Here is a 17,224-nt window from a genome sequence, read left to right as displayed (position 1 = left end):
TACAAAAGACTCTCATGGCTCAAGGCACGCTCTATATTGTTTCCGCCCCTAGCGGCGCGGGTAAATCAAGCCTCATCCAGGCTTTGCTGAAAACCCAACCGTTATACGACACGCAAGTTTCTGTTTCGCACACCACTCGCGCACCGCGCCCGGGTGAAGTGCACGGTGAACACTACTTCTTCGTTAATCACGATGAGTTCAAAGCGATGATTAGTGAGGATGCGTTTCTTGAGCATGCCGAAGTGTTCGGCAACTATTACGGCACCTCGCGCGCGACGATTGAGCAAGTGCTCTCAACGGGCGTCGATGTGTTTCTTGATATCGACTGGCAGGGCGCGCAGCAAATTCGTACCCGCATGCCGCAGGCGCGCAGCATCTTTATTCTGCCGCCGTCGAAGCTGGAGCTGGATCGCCGCCTGCGTGGCCGCGGCCAGGATAGCGAAGAGGTGATCGCGAAACGTATGGCCCAGGCGGTTGCCGAAATGAGCCATTACGCCGAGTATGATTACCTGATTGTGAATGATGATTTCGATACCGCCCTGGGCGATCTGAAAACCATTATTCGCGCTGAACGTCTGCGCATGAGCCGCCAAAAGCAGCGACATGACGCTTTAATCAGCAAACTATTGGCAGACTGAGCCTGGTTTCAGTATCATGCCCAGTCATTTCTTCACCTGTGGAGCATTTTAAGTATGGCACGCGTAACTGTTCAGGACGCTGTAGAGAAAGTTGGTAACCGTTTTGACCTGGTGCTGGTCGCCGCGCGTCGCGCTCGTCAGATGCAGGTTGGCGGTAAAGATCCGTTAGTACCGGAAGAAAACGATAAAACCACCGTTATCGCGCTGCGCGAAATCGAAGAAGGTCTGATTAACAACCAGATCCTTGATGTCCGTGAGCGCCAGGAACAGCAAGAGCAGGAAGCCGCAGAACTGCAGGCTGTTACCGCCATTGCTGAAGGTCGTCGTTAATTAACCTGCAGGTCACCCTTGTATCTGTTTGAAAGCCTGAATCAGCTGATTCAAAACTATCTGCCTGAAGACCAGATCAAACGTCTCAGGCAGGCGTATCTCGTTGCACGTGACGCTCACGAGGGTCAGACACGTTCAAGCGGTGAACCTTATATCACGCACCCGGTAGCGGTGGCCTGTATTCTGGCCGAGATGAAACTCGACTACGAAACGCTGATGGCCGCGCTGCTGCATGACGTGATTGAAGATACCCCCGCCACCTACCAGGATATGGAGCAGCTCTTTGGCAAAAGCGTTGCCGAGCTGGTGGAGGGTGTCTCCAAGCTGGATAAGCTCAAATTCCAGGATAAAAAAGAGGCGCAGGCGGAAAACTTTCGCAAGATGATCATGGCGATGGTGCAGGATATCCGCGTCATCCTTATCAAGCTTGCCGACCGCACCCACAACATGCGCACGCTGGGCTCTCTTCGCCCGGACAAGCGTCGCCGCATCGCCCGTGAAACCCTCGAAATCTACAGTCCGCTGGCGCACCGTTTAGGTATCCATCACATCAAAACCGAGCTGGAAGAGCTGGGCTTTGAGGCGCTCTACCCGAACCGCTATCGCGTGATCAAAGAAGTGGTAAAAGCCGCGCGTGGCAACCGCAAAGAGATGATTCAAAAAATCCTCTCGGAAATCGAAGGGCGTTTACAGGAAGCGGGTATTCCCTGCCGCGTCAGCGGGCGGGAAAAGCACCTTTACTCCATCTACTGCAAGATGGTGCTGAAAGAGCAGCGTTTTCACTCGATCATGGATATTTACGCCTTCCGCGTCATTGTTCACGATCTCGATACCTGCTATCGCGTACTCGGTCAGATGCATAGCCTCTACAAGCCGCGTCCTGGCCGCGTAAAGGACTACATCGCCATCCCCAAGGCGAACGGCTATCAATCCCTCCATACCTCAATGATTGGCCCGCACGGCGTACCGGTCGAGGTGCAGATCCGTACTGAAGATATGGATCAAATGGCGGAAATGGGGGTTGCCGCGCACTGGGCTTATAAAGAGCACGGCGAAAGCAGCACTACCGCGCAAATCCGCGCCCAGCGCTGGATGCAGAGCCTGCTGGAGCTGCAACAGAGCGCCGGTAGCTCGTTCGAATTTATCGAAAGCGTTAAATCTGATCTCTTCCCCGATGAGATTTATGTTTTCACCCCCGAAGGCCGCATTGTCGAACTGCCTGCTGGCGCCACGCCGGTGGATTTCGCCTATGCGGTGCACACGGATATCGGTCACGCCTGCGTTGGCGCGCGCGTCGATCGTCAGCCCTACCCGCTGTCACAGTCGCTCTCCAGCGGCCAGACGGTGGAGATTATCACCGCGCCGGGCGCCCGCCCGAATGCCGCCTGGCTGAACTTTGTCGTCAGCTCGAAAGCGCGCGCGAAGATCCGCCAGATGCTGAAGAACCTCAAGCGCGACGACTCCGTAAGCCTCGGCCGCCGTCTGCTGAATCACGCGCTGGGCGGAAGCCGCAAGCTGGCGGAAATTCCGCAGGAGCATATTCAGCGCGAGCTGGAGCGTATGCGGCTGGCATCGCTTGACGATCTGCTGGCGGAAATCGGCCTTGGCAACGCGATGAGCGTTGTGGTGGCGAAAAATCTGCAGCAAGGGGAAGCCACGCCGGGCACCGCCGCACCGACTGGCGCAAATACCGCGCACCTGCCGATCAAAGGCGCAGACGGCGTGCTGATCACCTTCGCCAAATGCTGCCGCCCGATCCCCGGCGACCCGATTGTCGCCCACGTCAGCCCCGGTAAAGGGCTGGTTATCCACCATGAGTCCTGCCGTAATATTCGTGGCTACCAGAAAGAGCCAGAGAAGTTTATGGCCGTGGAGTGGGATAAAGAGACAGCGCAGGAGTTTATCACCGAGATCAAGGTGGATATGTTTAACCACCAGGGCGCGCTGGCGAACCTGACGGCGGCCATTAACACCGCCACTTCCAATATTCAGAGCCTGAATACGGAAGAGAAAGATGGCCGCGTTTATAGCGCGTTCATCCGCCTGACGGCGCGCGATCGCGTTCATCTGGCGAATATCATGCGTAAAATCCGCGTGATGCCGGATGTGATTAAAGTCACCCGTAACCGAAACTGATTGTATGAATGCTCAGCGTTATGCGCGAATCCGCGAGATGCTCGCCAGGCGTCAGCCGGATCTGACGGTCTGCATGGAGCAGGTCCATAAACCTCATAACGTCTCTGCCATTATCCGTACTGCGGATGCCGTCGGCGTGCATGAAGTGCACGCTGTCTGGCCGGGGAACCGCATGCGCACCATGGCCTCTTCCGCCGCGGGCAGCAACAGCTGGGTGGATGTTAAAACTCACCGAACCATTGAAGATGCCGTCGGCGTGCTCAAGCAGCGCGGCATGCAGATCCTGGCTACCCATCTGTCGGACAAAGCCGTCGACTTCCGTGAAATCGACTATACCCGCCCGACCTGTATTTTGATGGGGCAGGAGAAAACCGGGATCACTCAGCAAGCGCTGGATCTCGCGGATCGGGATATCATCATTCCGATGACGGGCATGGTGCAGTCGCTCAATGTCTCCGTAGCCTCGGCGCTCATTCTCTACGAAGCGCAGCGCCAGCGGCAAAACGCCGGTATGTATAAGCGTGAAAACAGCATGTTGCCGGACGCCGAGCAGCAGCGCCTGCTGTTCGAAGGCGGCTACCCGGTGCTCGCGCGGGTCGCGAAACAAAAAGGCCTGCCTTATCCTCATGTGAATAATGAGGGGCAGATTGAAGCCGACCCGACGTGGTGGGCTACCATGCAGGCTTCGAGGTAACCGATGAAAGGGAAGCTGCTCGATGCGGTGCCACTGAGTTCATTGACCGGCGTTGGCGCGGCGCAGAGCAGCAAGCTGGCGAAAATTGGCCTGCATACCGTTCAGGATCTGCTGTTACACCTTCCCCTGCGTTACGAAGATCGCACTCAACTCTACCCCATTGCTGACCTGCTGCCGGGCATTTACGCCACGGTGGAGGGCGAAGTGCTGAACTGTAACGTCACGTTCGGCGGTCGCCGGATGATGACCTGCCAGATAAGCGACGGCTCCGGCATGCTGACCATGCGCTTTTTCAACTTCAACGCGGCGATGAAAAACAGCCTTGCGGTTGGCCGCCGCGTGCTGGCTTATGGCGAAGCGAAACGCGGAAAGTATGGCGCGGAGATGATCCACCCGGAGTACAAGGTGCAGGGCGACCTCAGCACGCCGGAGCTTCAGGAAACGTTAACGCCGGTCTACCCGACAACCGAAGGCGTTAAGCAGGCCACGCTGCGCAAATTAACCGATCAGGCACTGGAGTTGCTGGCAACCTGTGCCATCAGCGAACTGCTGCCGCCCGAACTGGCGCAGGGTCTGATGAGCCTGCCGGAGGCGCTGCATACGCTGCATCGCCCGCCGCCATCGCTGCAATTAAGCGAACTGGAGAGCGGGCAGCATCCCGCCCAGCGCCGACTAATTCTCGAAGAGCTACTGGCCCATAACCTGAGCATGCTGGCGCTGCGCGCCGGTGCGCAGCGTTACCATGCGCAGTCGCTCGCCGCTAACGATACGTTAAAAGAGCAGCTGCTCGCCTCCCTGCCCTTTAAACCAACCGGCGCTCAGGCGCGGGTGGTGGCAGAAATTGAACGCGACATGGCGCTGGATATGCCGATGATGCGCCTGGTCCAGGGCGACGTCGGCTCCGGTAAAACGCTGGTGGCCGCGCTCGCGGCTCTACGCGCGATCGCTAATGGTAAACAGGTGGCGATGATGGCGCCCACCGAACTGCTGGCAGAGCAGCACGCCAACAATTTCCGCGCCTGGTTTGCGCCGCTCGGTATCGAAGTCGGCTGGCTGGCGGGCAAGCAGAAAGGCAAAGCCCGCCTGGCGCAGCAAGAGGCGATTGCCAGCGGTCAGGTACAGATGATCGTTGGCACCCATGCCATTTTCCAGGAGCAGGTGCAGTTTAACGGCCTGGCGCTGGTGATTATTGATGAGCAACACCGCTTTGGCGTCCACCAGCGGCTGGCGCTGTGGGAAAAGGGGCAGCAGCAGGGCTTTCACCCCCATCAATTGATTATGACCGCCACGCCGATCCCGCGAACGCTGGCGATGACGGCCTATGCCGATCTCGATACCTCGGTGATTGATGAACTGCCACCGGGCCGTACGCCGGTGACCACGGTCGCCATTCCCGATACACGTCGCAGCGAGATTATCGATCGCGTCCGCAGCGCCTGCACCGGTGAAGGTCGCCAGGCCTACTGGGTCTGCACGCTGATTGAAGAGTCGGATCTGCTGGAAGCCCAGGCCGCAGAAGCGACCTGGGAAGAGTTAAAGCTGGCCCTGCCGGAGCTGAACGTTGGGCTGGTGCATGGCCGCATGAAGCCGACAGAGAAACAGGCAGTGATGCAGGCCTTTAAACAGGGCGAGTTGCATCTGCTGGTCGCCACCACGGTGATTGAAGTTGGCGTGGATGTGCCGAACTCCAGCCTGATGATTATTGAAAACCCCGAACGTCTCGGTCTTGCGCAACTCCACCAGCTGCGCGGGCGCGTCGGACGTGGCGCAGTGGCCTCACACTGTGTGCTGCTCTACAAATCCCCGCTGTCGAAAACCGCGCAAAAGCGCCTGCAGGTGCTGCGCGACAGCAACGACGGCTTTGTGATTGCGCAAAAAGATCTCGAGATCCGCGGCCCGGGCGAACTGCTGGGTACCCGCCAGACCGGCAACGCCGAATTCAAAGTCGCCGATCTGCTGCGCGACCAGGCAATGATCCCCGAAGTGCAGCGCGTTGCGCGCCACATTCACGAACGTTATCCACAACTGGCAGAAGCGCTGATTGACCGCTGGATGCCGGAAACGGAACGCTACTCCAACGCCTGATTTTTAGAACCTGTTGGTGCGAGATCAACCTCCCTTAGAAAAGTATGCTTCTATCCTAAGCAACCGTTTGCTTTTACCATTCAGTCCGATAAAATCAGCGCTTTTCCATCAGGGGATAGCTTGAGATGTCCGTAAACACCATCGAGTCGGAAAAGGCGCAACCGGTTGCGCAGACTCAACCCAGCGAATTGATCTACCGCCTTGAAGATCGTCCCCCGCTGCCACAAACACTGTTTGCGGCGCTGCAACACCTGCTGGCGATGTTTGTTGGCGTGATCACGCCCGCGCTGCTGATCTGCCAGGCGCTGGGTTTACCGGCTCAGGACACTCAACATATTCTCAGCATGTCGCTCTTCGCTTCCGGCGTCGCGTCGCTGATTCAAATTAAAGCCTGGGGTCCGGTCGGCTCCGGGCTGCTCTCAATTCAGGGCACCAGTTTTAACTTTGTGGCACCGCTGATTATGGGCGGCACGGCGCTGAAAACCGGCGGTGCCGATGTGCCGACGATGATGGCAGCGCTGTTTGGCACCTTGATGCTGGCAAGCTGCACAGAAATGGTTATCTCGCGTATTTTGCCTCTGGCGCGCCGCATTATCACCCCGCTGGTTTCCGGTGTGGTGGTGATGATTATCGGTCTGTCGCTGATTCAGGTTGGCCTGACCTCCGTCGGCGGCGGCTTCGCGGCAATGGGCAATCACACCTTCGGCGCGCCAAAAAACCTGCTGCTGGCAGGCGTGGTGCTCGGGCTGATTATCCTGCTTAACCGCCAGCGTAACCCCTATCTGCGCATTGCCTCACTGGTGATCGCAATGGCGGTGGGCTATGTGCTGGCGATGTTTATGGGCATGCTGCCGGAATACAACGCGCCGGAGAGTACCTTTATGGTGCCGACGCCGCTCTATTACGGCCTGAGCATCGACTGGAGCCTGTTACTGCCGCTGATGCTGGTCTTTATGATCACCTCCCTGGAGACCATCGGCGATATCACCGCCACTTCCGACGTCTCTGAACAGCCTGTTTCCGGCCCGCTCTACATGAAGCGACTGAAGGGCGGCGTACTGGCGAATGGTCTTAACTCCTTTGTCTCTGCGGTGTTCAATACCTTTCCCAACTCCTGCTTTGGTCAGAACAATGGGGTGATCCAGCTAACCGGCGTCGCCAGCCGCTATATCGGCTTCTTTATCGCGGTGATGCTGATGGTGCTCGGCCTCTTCCCGGCGGTGAGCGCGTTTGTGCAGCAGTTACCGGAGCCGGTACTCGGCGGAGCCACGCTGGTGATGTTCGGTACTATCGCCGCCTCCGGCGTGCGCATTGTCTCCCGCGAACCGCTCAACCGCCGCGCGATCCTGATTATCGCGCTGTCGCTGGCGGTGGGTTTAGGCGTGTCGCAGCAGCCGCAGATCCTGCAATTTGCGCCGGACTGGCTGAAAAATCTGCTCTCCTCCGGTATCGCGGCAGGCGGGATCACCGCTATCGTCCTGAACCTCATCTTCCCCCCGGAAAAAGAGTAAATTGCCTCGCGCGGCAACTGAGTATCTTCTGTTGCCGCAGCAATTTCCTTTCATCATTCCTCCCTTGAGCATCGCGCGCAATTCGTGCATAACTCCCTTACGGTCACGTGAGGGAGGAAGATGATGAAATTTCTTGGGAAGCTGCTGTTAGCGGTCGCTATTATCCTGTTGGTGCTGCTGCTGGCGGCCTACTTCCTGCTGCAAACCCGCTGGGGCGCGACGCAAGCGAGTCGGTGGATCAGCGATAACAGCGATTATCGCCTCACATTCGACGCTGTTGACCACCGCTTCTCTTCCCCTTCTCATCTGGTATTAAAAGGCGTCAGCTTCGGCCGCAAAGGTCAGCCAGCAACGCTGGTGGCAAAAATGGTCGATATTGGCCTCAGCAGCCGACAACTCACCGACCCGCTGCATGCCGACACCATTCTGTTACAGGACGGTACGCTTAACCTCTCCCCAACCGCCGCACCGCTGCCTTTCCAGGCCGATCGCCTGCAACTGCGCAACATGGCTTTTAACAGCCCGGCAACTGGCTGGGAGTTAAGTGCCCAGCGCGTTACCGGCGGTATTTCACCCTGGCAGCCAGCCGCAGGTAATGTGATCGGCAGTAAAACGCAGTTGCAGATGAGCGCCGGTTCGCTGACGTTAAATGGCGTTCCCGCCAGTAACGTGCTGATTCAGGGCAGTATCGATAAGGATGTGGTGACCTTAACCACTATCGGTGCCGATATGGCGCGCGGCTCGCTCACGGGTGATGCAAAGCGCAGCGCCGATGGCAGTTGGGTAGTGAATAATCTGCGTCTTAACGATATTCGTCTGCAAAGCGATAAGTCACTGCAGGATTTCTTTGCCCCGCTCACCACCCTGCCTTCGCTGAAAATCGGCCGTGTGGAAGTGACCGACGCCACCTTGCAGGGGCCAGAGTGGGCGGTGACTGACCTCGATCTTAGCCTGCGCAACCTGACCTTCAGGAAGGGCGACTGGGAGAGCGAAGAGGGCAAACTGTCGATGAATGCCAGCGAGTTTATCTACGGTTCGCTGCACTTCTTCGACCCGATTCTTAATGCCAGCTTCTCCCCGCAGGGCATCGCGCTGCAGCAGTTCACCTCCCGCTGGGAAAACGGCATGGTGCGCACCTCCGGTAACTGGTACCGCACAGGTAAGGCGCTAGTGTTGGATGATGCGGCGTTTGCCGGGCTGGAATACACGCTGCCGGCAAACTGGAAACAGCTGTGGATGGACGATCTACCCCCATGGCTGAACAGCCTGGTGCTGAAAAAATTCAGCGCCAGCCGCAACCTGGTGATTGATATCGATCCGACGTTTCCGTGGCAGCTCACCGCGCTGGATGGCTATGGCAACAATTTGCAGCTGGTGCGCGAGCGCAAATGGGGGATCTGGAGCGGAAATGCGAAGCTGAACGCCGCCGCAGGCACCTTTAACCGCGTCGATGTCCGCCGCCCGTCGCTGGCGCTCAATGCCAATAGCAACACGGTCAATATCACCGAGCTTAGTGCCTTTACCGGTCAGGGGCTGCTGGAAGCGAGAGCGGTGGTTGCGCAAACCCCGGACCGCAGTGTCAATGTCAGCCTCAGCGGGCGCGGCGTGCCGGTCAATGTATTGCAGGCGTGGGGCTGGCCCGCATTGCCGATTGATGGCGAAGGCAATTTGCAGTTAACCGCCAGCGGCCAGGTGCGCGCCGAAGCGCCGTTAAAGCCCTCCGTCAACGGCGAGTTACAGGCGGTCAACGCGCAAAAACAGCAGATTAAACAGAGCATGCACGGCGGTACGGTGAGCAGCGCGAGTGCCGTTGCGCCAGCCGCAGCGCCGTCGCAGGCAACTCCGTAACCCCGTGCCGGATGGCGCTGCGCTTATCCGGCCTACTTTTGACTTTCCCTTTGTAGGCCCGGTAAGCGTTAGCGTCACCGGGCAGCTCCTGCACCATTGCCGGATGGCGCTACGCTTATCCGGCCTACGTTTCACCTTCCCTTTGTAGGTCCGGTAAGTGTTAGCGCCACCGGGCAGCTCCTGCACCATTGCCGGATGGCGCTGCGCTTATCCGGCCTACGTTTGACCTTCCCTTTATAGGCCCGGTAAGCGTTAGCGCCACCGGGCAAGCTCCTGCACCATTGCCGGATGGCGCTGCGCTTATCCGGCCTACGTTTGACCTTCCCCTTGTAGGCCCGGTAAGCGTTAGCGCCACCGGGCAAGCTCCTGCGCCTTTGCCGGATGGCGCTGCGCTTATCCGGCCTACGTTGACTTTCCCTTTGTAGGCCCGGTAAGCGTTAGCGCCACCGGGCAATCTGCGTTTAGAGGGTGATAGAAACTTCGGTGCCATGCGGGGTAATGACCAAACCGGTTTCACTCTTGCTCGCCGTCGCCCCCTGCAGATGGGTTATCTGCATAATATTGCGCAGGCACAGCGTCCAGTTTTTGCCTTCGCCATCAGCACGCACGGTGATCACGCCGCTTTCACGTTTGGCGGATACGCGAAAAATGCTCTCGCCGCTGCTATCCGGCACCTCACACACGGCTTCGCGCCCATCGTCGAGTTGGAAGAGCTGGAACGCAGTGCCCTGATGCCAGGCGTAATCGGGTCGCCGATCGTTATCGCCCAGCGCCAGCAGCGTATTGTCGCGAACGTAGACCGGCAGGCTCATAAAGCCGTGTCGCTGTTTGTGCCAACGGTTACCTTCGAGGAGGTCGTTATGCCACAGGTGCGTCCAGCGCCCTTCCGGTAGGTAAAACTGCACCTCGCCCGCTTCGCTGAACACCGGCGCGACCAGCAGGGCGTCGCCGAGCATATACTGGCGGTCAAGGTAATCGCAGGCCGGATCGTCCGGGAAAGCCAGCATCATTGCGCGCATCATCGGCACACCACATTCGCTTGCTGCTACCGCCTGCCGGTAGAGATAGGGCATCAGGCGGCATTTCAGCTGCGTGAAGAAGCGCACCACATCGCAGGACTCATCATCGTAAGCCCACGGCACCCGATAGGATTTGCTGCCATGCAGGCGGCTGTGGCTGGAGAGTAAGCCGAACGCACACCAGCGCTTATAGATATGCGCAGGCGCGGTATTCTCGAAGCCACCGATATCGTGGCTCCAGAAGCCAAAGCCGGAAAGACCAATGGATAACCCGCCGCGCAGGCTTTCCGCCATCGATTCATAGGTGGCATAGCAGTCCCCGCCCCAGTGCACCGGAAACTGTTGCGCGCCGACGGAGGCCGAGCGGGCAAACAGCACCGCCTCTTGCTCACCCACCTTATCTTTCAGCACGTTCCACACCAGCTCGTTGTAAATATAGGCGTAGTGGTTATGCATTTTTTGCGGGCAGGCACCGTTGTGCCACACCACATCCGTTGGGATGCGCTCGCCGAAATCGGTTTTAAAACAGTCGACGCCCATGGCCACCAGCGCGTTGAGCTTATCGGCATACCACTGGCAGGCTTGCGGGTTGGTGAAGTCATAAATCGCCAGCCCCGGCTGCCATTTATCCCACTGCCATATCGAGCCGTCCGCGCGTTTCAGCAGATAGCCCTTCTCTTTCAGTTCGCGGAACAGCGGGGATTTTTGTCCAATGTAGGGGTTTATCCAGACGCAGATTTTTAGCCCACGCTCCTTCAGGCGTTTGATCATCCCTGCCGGATCCGGGAAGGTCACCGGGTCCCACTCAAAATCGCACCACTGGAAGGCCTTCATCCAGAAGCAGTCGAAGTGAAAAACATGCAGCGGCAGCTGGCGCTCAGCCATGCCGTCGATAAAGCTGTTTACGGTCGCTTCGTCGTAGTTGGTGGTAAAAGAGGTGGTGAGCCACAGGCCGAACGACCACGCCGGTGGTAGCGCAGGGCGGCCGGTGAAGCGGGTATATCGGTTTAGCACCGCTTGCGGTGTCGGGCCGTCAATGACGAAGTACTCAAGCGACTCCCCCTCAACGCTGAACTGCACTTTGGAGACTTTCTCCGAACCGATTTCAAACTCCACCGCCTGCGGATGATTGACCAGCACGCCGTAGCCCCGGTTGGTGAGATAGAAAGGAATGTTTTTATAGGCTTGTTCGGTGCTGGTGCCGCCATCGCGGTTCCAGGTTTCCACAGATTGTCCGTTCCGCACCAGCGCCGTGAAGCGCTCGCCCAGGCCATAAACCGTTTCACCGACGCCCAGATCCAGCCGTTCGAAAACGTAATTGCGCCCGCTGTTACCATCCTGCACGTAGCCGCTGTTTTTAAGCTGGCTGCCGGTGATGCGCTCGCCGTTGCGCAGAAAATCAATGGCCCACGCTTCGCCTTTCGTCACCCGAACGGCCAGCGCGCCGCTGCGTAGCTCGGCATACGTCTGCGTGTTATCTATCGCGACCGCCACATCTTGCGCAATGTTGAGCGGGAAATGCGGACCTTTCTCTGTGCCGCCCTCAAAGTGCGCGATACGCACCCCGATAATGCCCTCCTGCGGCGAGAAGAAGCGCAGCGTAAAGAGCGGCGTATCCAGTTGCCAGGTGCGCTCGCGCACGTCGCGCGGGGCGGCATACACCACCATCTCACTCCCCTGCTGGTCAACATCAAATACCTGAATCGGATTGATTAATGTCAGGCCGGGCTGGATAAGCCAGTTGCCATCACTGATCTTCATGCGTTGCTCCTTACAGTAACTCTTCCCGGGGTGAGATATTGCCGAACCGCTTCTGGCTACGGTGTTCGCCGCGCGCCAGCTGCGCCACAATCGACTTCAGCAGGGGGGTTATCAGGGTGTAGTAGCGCCTGGCGATAATCGCGCTGAACAGATAGCAGGCTGCCGGCACCAGCGTGAATAGCGAGACGATGATGGTGAGTGTCATACCGTTCTGTCGCGATGCGGCGGCCTCATAGCCGCTGCCCGCCAGCGCCCAGCCAATCAGCGCTCCGCCAAGCGCGAGGCCGAGCTTCAGCACAAACAGCATGCCCGCAAAGCTGATGCCGGTCAGACGCTTGCCGTTGCACCATTCGCCGTAATCGACGGTGTCGGACATCATCACCCACTGGATCGGGGTGACCAGCTGGTGCAGCACGCCAATAACAAAGATAAAGGCGAACATGGTGAAGCTGGCCTGGAGGGGAATAAAGAACATGGCAATGCTGAGCAGGGTGAGCGCGGCGTTGGTCCACCAGAAGATGGTGACTTTGCACTTCCAGTCGGTGAGCGGTTTCGCCAGCGCACTGCCAATCAGGTTGCCGACGCAGTAGGTCGTGAGAAAAGCGGTAAAGATTGCGGCATCGCCCATAATCCACGTGACGTAATACATCATCGCGCCACCGCGCACGCACACCGCAAGAATGTTCAGAATGGTCAGCATCCCCACAATGCGCCACTGATCGTTTTGCCAGATATCGCGCAGATCTTCACGCATGGAAGTGGTGGCTGGCGGGGCCTGGATGCGCTCTTTGGTGGTGAAAAAGCAGAATGCCAGCATCATAAACGCAATCACCGAAAGCACGGCGATCCCGCCCTGGAAACCGACAACCTTATCCCCTCCGCCAATCAGCTTCACCAGCGGCATCATTAATACCGTAGAAAGCATGCCGCCTGCGGTAGCCAGCACGAAGCGCCAGGATTGCAGAGAGATGCGCTGCTGCGGATCGTTGGTGATGACCCCACCCAGCGCGCAGTAGGGAATATTGACGACGGTATAAAGCAGGGTGAGTAACGTATAGGTGACAGCGGCATAGAGCATCTTGCCGTTAAGACTGAGATCCGGCGTGCTGTAAGCGAGCACGCAGACGATACCGAAAGGGAGCGCGCCAAAGATAATCCATGGCCGGAATTTGCCCCAGCGGCTGCGCGTACGGTCGGCGAGCAGCCCCATGCAGGGATCGGAAACGGCGTCCAGCGCACGCGCCAGCAGGAACATGGTGCCGACAAACCCGGCGGGAATGCCGAAGATATCGGTATAGAAGAACATCATGTAGAGCATGACGTTATCAAAGATGATGTGGCTGGCGGCATCGCCCATCCCGTAGCCAATCTTTTCTTTTACAGAAATAGCCTGACTGTCCATTTTTGTTTCCTTAACGCAGCAAAACCATGCCGATTACGGTGTTAAGGGTTTTAATCGATCGCTTTACGGGCGGAAATTGCGATTTCTGGTTATTAAATTACGTTTATTCTTTTCTGTGATCGCGATTCCTTAACGTATGAAAAAAGCTAACCAATGGAAAAGATAGAGATTTATCTTAAACGGTCAGAGAAAGGGAAAGCAGAACGTGAAAAATTACGGTGAGGGATGTGGTAAATCACTGAAAGTAGGTATAATGCGCCCCGCCTCCATGTAGCAATGCAGGCGCGGAAGATCGTCATCTCCGGTGAGGTGGCTGGACTTCAAATCCAGTTGGGGCCGCCAGCGGTCCCGGGCAGGTTCGACTCCTGTGATCTTCCGCCAAAGTTGCTCCACACCCATCCGTAATCGTCTAAAAAAACCTTTGTTTTCAATAGAACTATCAAATTACTCATCCGTGGCAGTCCGACAACTTCTCCCTGAATCCATGAAAAATATGTATAGTGATGTGTATAGATTTTTTTTACACAATTTTGACTTATACACATGGCACTGACAGACATACAAATCAAACGAGCAAAGCCTCAAGACAAACCCTACACATTGAATGACGGGCAAGGCCTGTCATTGCTTATCAAGCCCGATGGCTCGAAGGGCTGGCGTTTCCGTTTCCGCTTTGCCGGGAAAGCACGGTTAATGTCATTTGGTAGCTACGATTTAGTAAGCCTTGCAGAAGCGCGCGAAAAGCGTGATACCGCCCGTAAGCAAGTTGTTAATGGCATTGACCCGGTAGAGGAACGCAAAGCATTAAAACTCGCTCAAAAGCTATCAATAGAAAACTCTTTCGAATCAGTAAGCCGTGAGTGGCATTCAACTAAAGCCGATCGTTGGACGGTTGCTTATCGAGAGGAAATCATCAAAACATTTGAGCAGGATGTTTTCCCTTTCATTGGTAAACGACCTATAGGTGAGATTAAGCCACTAGAGTTGCTTGAAGTGCTGCGACGCATTGAAAAACGTGGGGCTTTAGAGAAAACTAGAAAGGTGCGACAGAGGTGTGGAGAGGTGTTTCGCTATGCCATCATAACAGGGCGTGCTGAATACAATCCTGCACCTGATTTGGCTATCGCGTTGGCAGTTCCCAAGCAAAGACATCACCCGTTCCTATCAGCAGAAGAACTACCTCATTTTGTTCAGGATTTAGAGGCGTACACTGGAAGCATCATTACTAAAAACGCGACAAAAATTTTGATGCTCACAGGCGTAAGGACGCAAGAAATGCGTTTTGCTACGTGGGAGGAAGTTGATCTCGACAAAGAGACATGGGAGATTCCAGCGGAACGAATGAAAATGCGTAGGCCTCATATTGTACCTCTCTCACCGCAAGTAGTGGAACTCTTTAAACAGCTATATCCAATTACCGGACGTTATCCGTATATTTTCATTGGACGAAATAACCGTAACAACCCTATAAGCAAAGAGAGTGTTACCCAAGTGATTGAGTTAATGGGATACAAAGGACGTGCTACAGGTCATGGTTTTAGGCATACCATGTCTACTATTCTACATGAACATGGGTTTAACACAGCATGGATAGAGATGCAGCTTGCTCATGTTGATAAGAATAGTATTAGAGGTAGATACAATCATGCATTGTATCTACCTCAAAGAAAAAAAATGCTCACATGGTATGCTGATAACATCACTAAGTTTAGGGAAAAATAAAATGTCAAAAGAAAGAGTAATTGTAAATGACAGAGGTATTAAAAACAGATTAAAATCTATTAAGCCTTTTAGCGCCATCGCTGAATATATTTGGAATGGATTCGATGCCAAAGCCGATGAGGTTGAAATAAAGTGGTCAAGTAATGATTTTGGTACTCTTGATTACTTATCTATAAAGGATAATGGCACAGGTATATCCGAACAAGAATTGGACATAAGATTTAAACCATTTCTCTCTTCTGAGAAAAGAAATGGTACAGATTTGAAGCATATTAATTTGGTTCATGGAAAAAATGGATTAGGCAGACTTACATTTTTTAAGTTTGCAAATAAGGCTACTTGGGACACTACTTATTTAAACAATGATAATCTGTTATATGACTATTCAATAACTATTAACTCCGATAGTTTAGACAACTTTTCCAAGATAGATGGCTCATTATCTAGCTCAAAATACTCTGGTACAAATGTTGTTTTTACCAATATCATTGAACTGTCAGATACATATATAAAAAATACCCTAACTCCATATGTAGAAAAAGAATTTTCATGGTTCTTATATTTATTCAGAGAATCTGGCTACTCATTAAAAATTGGTGGCCATGCAATCAACCCAGAAAACATGATCAAAGACCAAGAGACATTCGAAATCATAATTGAAGAATATTCTTTTAATATACAATATGTTAGATGGGTAAGTAAATTAAACACGCAATCATCAAGATTTTATTTTTCTAATGAAAATGGTAATTTCTGCCATTCAGAAACAACGCAGTTAAATAACAAGTCAGACTCATTTTATCACAGTATTTACGTTAAAAGCTCATATTTTAATGAATTCATTTCCAACAACGACCAAGATGATCTCTATTCAAACAGCACTGGTTCAGAAATTTATAAAAAATTAATTAACGAACTTAATTCCTTTTTAAGAACAAAACGCAAACCTTTTTTAGTTGAATATGCTAAAGAACTTGTCGATAAATATGAAGAAAGAGGAATATTTCCCACCTTTAACTACAATAACAAATGGGAAAAAATGAAAGCCGATGACTTACGTGAAGCCATACAGGAACTCTATAAAATAGAACCAAGATTTTTTAAAGATCTAAATAAACCTCAGCAAAAAATCCTGGTTCGCATGCTGTCCTTGATAATTGATGGTGGTGAGGTCGAAAGCTTTTTCAATATAGTTGATAGTGTTATATCTCTTTCATCAGAGGAAAAAGACCGTTTCGCTGAACAATTGAAGGTAACGCAACTATCTTCAATTTTAAAGACCATCGAACTATTAACTGATAGATATAAAGCCGTGGTCGAATTTGAAAAGCTAGTATATGACCCAGAGATGTATGCTGGTGAAGTTCCACACTTGCAGAAAATGATGGAAAAAAATTACTGGTTGTTAGGAGAGCAATATCAACTAGTAACTGCCGAGGAACCCGATTTTAATGAGGCGGTTAGGCGACATGCATATATATTACGGGGAGAAAAAATTAGAAAACATAAAGTAGGGCACGTTTCTGAGCAAAAAGAAATGGACCTATTTATGGTTCGTCAAAGAATGAACGAAAACAAGATAGAGCATATTGTCGTTGAGCTTAAACACCCTGTAAATATTAGACTAGGAAAAAAGGAAGTAGACCAAGTATATGAGTATTATCAAGTCATAAGAAATGAAAGCCTATTCAATGCAAGCAACATGACATGGAAGTTTTATTTAATTGGAAATAAATATGATAGCACAGGATATATTGAGCATATGATGGAGGCTTATAAAGGGAAAGGTGATTATGGCTTGGTTTATAAAGGAGAGTATGAAGTCTATGTTAGAACATGGTCTGAAGTTTTCTCAGAATTTAAAATAAAACACGATTTTCTTAATCAAAAACTGCAGGTAGAAAAAGACAAAATCCAAGCTGGGCTATATACGAATGCTGATGAGATAGTCAACGCACACCGAACCTCAGATTCACCAGCACAATTTACCTGGACCCCATCACAATAGTTCCATCTGTACTCGCTAGGAGATACCATGCTTCAAGCGAGTACAGTTCCATGCTATTTCAATACAGCTA

General features: G+C 53.7%; 11 protein-coding genes and 1 tRNA gene. 10 read left to right on the top strand and 2 right to left on the bottom strand.

Features of this window, described 5'->3' with window-relative positions:
• The first annotated feature begins 14 nt into the window (after positions 1 to 14).
• From gmk to EH164_RS00390, 7 genes are all read left to right on the top strand, one after another.
• Positions 15 to 638: a guanylate kinase gene (gene gmk / locus EH164_RS00420; RefSeq protein ID WP_042715009.1), complete on the top strand. Its 624-nt coding sequence runs from the start codon at positions 15 to 17 to the stop codon at positions 636 to 638.
• A gap of 54 nt (positions 639 to 692) precedes the next feature.
• Entirely contained in the window at positions 693 to 968 is a 276-nt protein-coding gene (gene rpoZ, locus EH164_RS00415) for a DNA-directed RNA polymerase subunit omega (RefSeq protein ID WP_007369481.1), read from the top strand.
• Between the two features lie 18 nt (positions 969 to 986).
• Positions 987 to 3,104: a bifunctional GTP diphosphokinase/guanosine-3',5'-bis pyrophosphate 3'-pyrophosphohydrolase gene (gene spoT / locus EH164_RS00410; protein WP_042715011.1), complete on the top strand. Its 2,118-nt coding sequence runs from the start codon at positions 987 to 989 to the stop codon at positions 3,102 to 3,104.
• Positions 3,105 to 3,108: 4 nt separating this feature from the next.
• Entirely contained in the window at positions 3,109 to 3,798 is a 690-nt protein-coding gene (gene trmH, locus EH164_RS00405) for a tRNA (guanosine(18)-2'-O)-methyltransferase TrmH (protein ID WP_054802720.1), read from the top strand.
• Between the two features lie 3 nt (positions 3,799 to 3,801).
• Positions 3,802 to 5,883: an ATP-dependent DNA helicase RecG gene (gene recG, locus EH164_RS00400; protein WP_054802721.1), complete on the top strand. Its 2,082-nt coding sequence runs from the start codon at positions 3,802 to 3,804 to the stop codon at positions 5,881 to 5,883.
• Between the two features lie 125 nt (positions 5,884 to 6,008).
• A complete protein-coding gene (locus EH164_RS00395; protein ID WP_124966976.1) occupies positions 6,009 to 7,394 on the top strand; it encodes an NCS2 family protein in 1,386 nt (461 codons plus the stop codon).
• 123 nt (positions 7,395 to 7,517) lie between these two features.
• The gene (locus EH164_RS00390) at positions 7,518 to 9,242 is read left to right on the top strand and encodes an AsmA family protein (RefSeq protein ID WP_124971190.1); all 1,725 of its coding nucleotides are present in this window, start codon (positions 7,518 to 7,520) and stop codon (positions 9,240 to 9,242) included.
• 461 nt (positions 9,243 to 9,703) lie between these two features.
• On the opposite strand, the gene yicI is transcribed toward EH164_RS00390, so the two are convergent.
• Together yicI and EH164_RS00380 are read right to left on the bottom strand one after the other, a co-directional pair.
• Complete coding sequence (yicI, locus tag EH164_RS00385; protein WP_124966975.1) at positions 9,704 to 12,022, bottom strand: alpha-xylosidase; 2,319 nt, start codon at positions 12,020 to 12,022, stop codon at positions 9,704 to 9,706.
• Between the two features lie 10 nt (positions 12,023 to 12,032).
• Positions 12,033 to 13,424: a glycoside-pentoside-hexuronide family transporter gene (locus EH164_RS00380; RefSeq protein ID WP_124966974.1), complete on the bottom strand. Its 1,392-nt coding sequence runs from the start codon at positions 13,422 to 13,424 to the stop codon at positions 12,033 to 12,035.
• A gap of 286 nt (positions 13,425 to 13,710) precedes the next feature.
• On the opposite strand from EH164_RS00380, the gene EH164_RS00375 reads away from it, so the two are divergent.
• From EH164_RS00375 to EH164_RS00365, 3 genes are all read left to right on the top strand, one after another.
• Positions 13,711 to 13,805, top strand: a tRNA-Sec gene (locus EH164_RS00375).
• 162 nt (positions 13,806 to 13,967) lie between these two features.
• Positions 13,968 to 15,146 (top strand): tyrosine-type recombinase/integrase, encoded by a 1,179-nt coding sequence (locus EH164_RS00370; protein WP_124966973.1) that lies wholly within the window; start codon positions 13,968 to 13,970, stop codon positions 15,144 to 15,146.
• 1 nt (position 15,147) lies between these two features.
• On the top strand, positions 15,148 to 17,154 hold the full coding sequence (locus EH164_RS00365; protein ID WP_164483590.1) for an ATP-binding protein: 2,007 nt from the start codon (positions 15,148 to 15,150) through the stop codon (positions 17,152 to 17,154).
• Positions 17,155 to 17,224 lie beyond the last annotated feature (70 nt).

This window comes from Kosakonia sp. CCTCC M2018092, from assembly GCF_003864115.1.
GTDB lineage: Bacteria > Pseudomonadota > Gammaproteobacteria > Enterobacterales > Enterobacteriaceae > Kosakonia > Kosakonia cowanii.
Note: the sequence above shows the minus strand (reverse complement) of the source record. Positions and strands in the feature narration are given on the sequence as shown.